The following is a 5127-nucleotide window of genomic DNA, read 5'->3' on the forward strand; positions in this document are numbered from 1 at the left end:
ATACAGAAGGTCTCTATTGTTAGCTAAATTATTTATGTGGTTCCCTTGTCCGCATTCGGTGGCGCTATTGTCCGCATTCACTGGCTCATTTTTCCGCACAGGTGGCTCTATTCGTTCGCAATATTCACCATCTAGATATGTTCAAGGAAAAGGTGTATTAGGTACAAGCTACGACTATCTGAAAGTACTTGGAGACAAAGCATTGATTATTACTGATAATGTTGTTTGGGATTTGGTAGGAAAAGACTTAAAAGAACATTTAAATATGAATGATATGGAAGTTTTCGTTGATAAATTTCAGGGGGAAGCATCAATGAAAGAAATTAATCGGATTACTGATTTAGTGAAACAACGACAATGTAATTTGATTATTGGATTAGGTGGAGGGAAAGCAATTGATACGGCAAAAGCTGTCAGTAATTTTACCAATAATTCTTTGGCTATTTTACCAACAATCGCTTCGACTGATGCGCCTACTTCATCTGTTTCTGTTGTATATTCAGAAGAAGGTGTTTTTGAGAAATATATTTTCTATAAAAAAAATCCAGATTTAGTACTTCTTGATACTGAAGTCATTAGTAAAGCGCCTGTTCGCTTATTGAAATCAGGAATTGCTGATGCGATGGCTACTTGGATCGAGGCGAAAGCTGTTTATCAAAATAACGGAGAAAATTTAGTTGGTGGAACACAAACGTTAGCTTCAATTGCCATTGCAGAAAAATGCGAAGAAGTTCTTTTCAAATATAGTTTTTCAGCTGTTGCAGCGAATGAAGCCAAAGTAGTGACAAAAGCATTAGATGCGATTGTCGAAGCTAATACGCTATTAAGTGGTGTAGGATTTGAAAGTAGCGGTTTAGGAGCTGCGCATTCCATTCATAATGGATTTACAGCATTAACAGGGGATATTCATCATCTAACACATGGAGAAAAGGTAGCGTATGGGACATTAACTCAACTCTTTTTGGAAAACAGATCGACAGAAGAAATTGATAAATATGTTACTTTTTATCAAAAACTAGGATTACCAACAACCCTAAAAGAAATGCATTTAGACAAAGTTTCCTATGAGGATTTACTAAAAGTTGGCGAACTTGCAACGGCACCCACAGAAACTATTCAGCAAATGCCATTTGAAATAACTGCGGAAGATGTGGCAAATGCTTTATTGGCTGTCGATTCTTATGTTGAAAGTTTAGAAAAGTAAATAATTATTTTTAATTGAAGTAAACTTGGCAAATGGTATTTAAAATACTGTTTGTCGATATATAGAAGAATAGTTATAAGACTATTTTAGAATGAATGTTTAGTTTTATTCCACTAAAATTTTAATGATTTCAATATGTATAATTTAAAAATCGGAAATATTCTTTATTGAGAAACAGATAGTCATATTGGCTATTTGTTTCTTTTTTTGTATAAATCGTGTCTTTTTTAGCAACGATTTTGTTCTTTATAGTGAAAAGAGAAGATGATGAATGGACACTAATGATGAGAAAAAATATATCTATGAACAATTAAAGCTGATTATAGTGGAAAGGAGACGGCTGGCTAAAATTTATTATCAGTGGAAACAAAAGTTAGAAAATCTTCATGTATCGACAGATGGAGGTTCTGATACAAATAGGCAGCAACCCATTGATTTAAAGAAGGAAAGCGAATATCAAAGGTATAAGGGTACACCACCAAAAAGAAAGGGGATTTCGTATCAAGAAATAAGTCTAACGATTGCCTCCATCTTAAAAGAAGCTGAGAGACCATTGAAAAATCAAGAAATACTGGAACAAATTATTGAAGCAAAAGGTTCTGTGATGACGATTCGCAATTTAACATGCACTATTTTACCACGCATGAATAAAGATCAGCGGATTCCTGTTGAACGAGCGTATCGAGGATATTGGCAATATAGACTGCATTAGTGTTCTATTCAAACTTTCTCTTTCGATTAAATAAATGAAAGAGAAGGGATTCTAATGAAGACGAAAGAAGAACGATACAGCGCACAATTAGCTAAATATTTTGAAAAAGTCATTTTAAATCGTGGAAACAATTTTTATGCTAAGAAACTTCGTCAAAATAACTTTGAAGAATTTATTGAAGACCCCTCAGTTCTATTTGTTGATCCGAAAACTTCTGATGGGGAATTTCAAATTCCAAATGTCGTTATTTTTAATGTCAAATTGTCTATAGAAAGTGATGAGCTAGAAACAGCTCTCAACAAGATGAATGCAAGAGAGCGATTCTTTATCGTGAACAAGTCAGTCAATAATTTTAAGCAAAAACTTATAAGAAGATAAAAAAATGAGATATTTAAAGTCACTAGTGTTGCATTAAAATTATAACCTATTCTATGAAACAAAAAAATCCTTTATACTAGTACTTGGATGACTTATCCAAGACCAATACAAAGGACTCACACATGGATAAGTATAAAATAAACTCGGCATTTAATAAATGGTTTTCTGCCATAAATTTAGAAAATCTTTCTGTTTTTTCAAAACAGTTTGTACTCAACTACAATTCGTATCGCAAAAAGTTAAGTTTCGAAGCCGTTTTGAAGCTGTTTCTTTACGGTATTAACGAAGAAAAGGAAAGCTTACGCGACTTGAGTACAGCTCTTATCGACCAATCGCTCCAACTAGAAACCGATGTGTCATCGATTAGTCATACCCAATTGTCTCGAGCATTTAATGCACTTGAACCTAAAGTGTTAGAAGAAATTTTTCAACAACTGTTAAAAAAAGTTCAACATCAAATCAAACCAACCAAGCGAAATCATCTGTATTTGATTGATTCCAGTACGTTTTCGCTTAGTTTAAAACGTCATAAGTGGGCGACTTTTCGTAAAACCAAGTCAGGTATTAAATTGCACTTGAACTTCTGTTATATGGATGATGCCACGATGTATCCAACTGATTTTACATTAACCAATGCACACGAACATGATGTCAATCAACTGACAGTACTGGTGAATGAACCAGAGGCAACGTATGTTTTTGATCGTGGTTACTTGGATTTTGAAAAGATGGATCAGATGCATTGGGACGGGTATTTCTTCGTCACTCGTATCAAGAAAAATACCAAAGTTCATATGATAGACACACTAGAAAAATCGCCAGAAGAAGAAATTCTACGAGATGACCTCGTTCGCTTGGGGTCTAAGACTTATTTGACCGCCAATTTTCGACTAGTGACTGTTCAAGACAAGAACGGACGTGAGTTTCAATTTATCACCAATCGAATGGATGTCTCTTCGAAAGAAATTTCTGATATGTATCACGCTCGTTGGCAAATCGAATTGTTTTTCAAACACATCAAACAACACATGACCAGCAAAACCTTCTTTTCTCAAAATGAAAAAGGCGTGCAGAATCAATTGATTCTAACGATGATTTCCGCTCTTCTCACGTTTCTCATCAAATTAGAAACGAAGACAGTGAAATCAGTGTTCCAAATCAAACGATTCTTTCGTTATTTACTGTTTCAGCCTTTTGAGTGTTGGTTAGAAAATTAATTCCCACATGAGAAAAAAGAAATCTGGATCGTTCCTTTTGGTTTTCAGTTGAATAACAGATAAAAAATTTTCTGGAAAAAGTCATCCTCTGAGTCAGCACAGTTTTTATTGACTTATTTTCAGAGAAAGTAGTTTTCAGAATATTCTAAAATGTTTTTATGCAACACTAGTGATTTAAAGTTAATTCTGACATTTAAAAAAAGTACATGGAGGAGAGGGAAAAATGGAAAATTTATACCAATTATGTATTATTGATAAGGAAGGCGACACTCGAGCTGTTGAAAAGGTTGCTAAATGATTTGAACCATTAGTCATTAAGAAAGTAACAGAAAAAGGTTGTTTTGACGAGGATTGTTATCAGGAATGTATGGAAGCTTTGATTATTTCTATTAATAAATTTGTCCTTCGAAAATAAAAAGTCAAAAAAGTGTGCCCTGTTTATGTATCTTTTTGTTCTTATTAGTAGAAGCACCAAAAAGTTCTTTGAAAATTGAATAATTCTATTAGCTACTTTAATCCAGTACAAGCTGAATTGAGATAACACCATGACTTACTGGAAGATAATGAAACTTCTGCCGTACCTCAATTAAGTATCAAATATTGTCTACAGCTAGGAATGTTACCTTTGCCTAAACCTCAAACTTTAAGTCATATCAAAAGTAATGCAAAGTTAGATTTTGAAATTTTTGAAAAAGATATGAATTTTTTGAAAGCGATTGAACCAATTAAGGATTATGAGGAAGCCCACGTTTTCCCTGTATTTAGTGAAGGTATATCAAAGAAGGGATAATTTTTATTAGTTATTAGCTAAATAGATTAAAAATCTGCAATAGGACGATAAAAATAGCGGTTTTAAAGCGATAGGGTATTGAATGTGCATTTGATATCCTATCGCTTTTTTAACTGATATATTTTTTACAATGAATTATACTTTGTAATATTTGCTTCCTTGATTAATATAAAAACCTATTTGAATTTAAGTAAACTTATATATTAATATGTGTTATTTAAACAAATAAATTACAAAAAAATTCACTTTCTTTTTGAGAGTGAATTTTTTTGCCTATCATATTAATAATTTGCCTAATCAATAAGAACCAACTTATTTTTGTTGTATTCTCTCTTAGTTTTTTCAGGAACATTCTCTGAGATTAAGAAACTGATATCATTATCGGAAAAATATGCTATATTAGTTTTCAAACAACAGTATATATGGTTATACTAATTTATTGGATTGAGCAATTTTTATTTGAATAATACAGTTTTAAAAATTAATTTAACATTTTTGTGAAAGGATTGAAAATAGACGTGGAGTATATTTGGATTGAGGATAATCAGGATATTAGGAAGATAGTAAATGAGGAAATGAAAATACATATAAAGTGGAGTAAAAAAATTGGTGAAGATTACATAAAGTTATCACGACAATATATGAACACTGGATATGTCACTCTAAAAGAAATTATAGAAAACCCATACAATAATATTATGGATAGGTTACACTGGACTAGACAGAAAAAATAAGGTGTGTACAATAAGAGAAAACACCTGGAGGAAAAATTATGTCAAAACGTCAAAGAAGAACCTATTCAAAAGAATTTAAACAACAAATGGTA

5 protein-coding genes are annotated in these 5127 nt (G+C 32.3%); all 5 read left to right on the forward strand.

Annotated elements, in window-relative coordinates; translation table 11 throughout:
• The first annotated feature begins 109 nt into the window (after positions 1-109).
• The 5 genes from ACWODM_RS16105 to ACWODM_RS16125 all read left to right on the forward strand — a co-directional run bounded on the left by ACWODM_RS16105 (position 110) and on the right by ACWODM_RS16125 (position 4301).
• Entirely contained in the window at positions 110-1204 is a 1095-nt protein-coding gene (locus ACWODM_RS16105) for a glycerol dehydrogenase (protein ID WP_455322351.1), read from the forward strand.
• 271 nt (positions 1205-1475) lie between these two features.
• The gene (locus ACWODM_RS16110) at positions 1476-1916 is read left to right on the forward strand and encodes a hypothetical protein (protein WP_455322347.1); all 441 of its coding nucleotides are present in this window, start codon (positions 1476-1478) and stop codon (positions 1914-1916) included.
• 54 nt (positions 1917-1970) lie between these two features.
• A complete protein-coding gene (locus tag ACWODM_RS16115) occupies positions 1971-2294 on the forward strand; it encodes a hypothetical protein (protein WP_455322348.1) in 324 nt (107 codons plus the stop codon).
• A 122-nt stretch (positions 2295-2416) separates the two neighbouring features.
• On the forward strand, positions 2417-3511 hold the full coding sequence (locus ACWODM_RS16120) for an IS4 family transposase (RefSeq protein WP_455322349.1): 1095 nt from the start codon (positions 2417-2419) through the stop codon (positions 3509-3511).
• Positions 3512-4136: 625 nt separating this feature from the next.
• The gene (locus tag ACWODM_RS16125; protein WP_455322350.1) at positions 4137-4301 is read left to right on the forward strand and encodes a hypothetical protein; all 165 of its coding nucleotides are present in this window, start codon (positions 4137-4139) and stop codon (positions 4299-4301) included.
• Positions 4302-5127 lie beyond the last annotated feature (826 nt).

The sequence above is a fragment of the Enterococcus olivae genome (genome assembly GCF_053760925.1).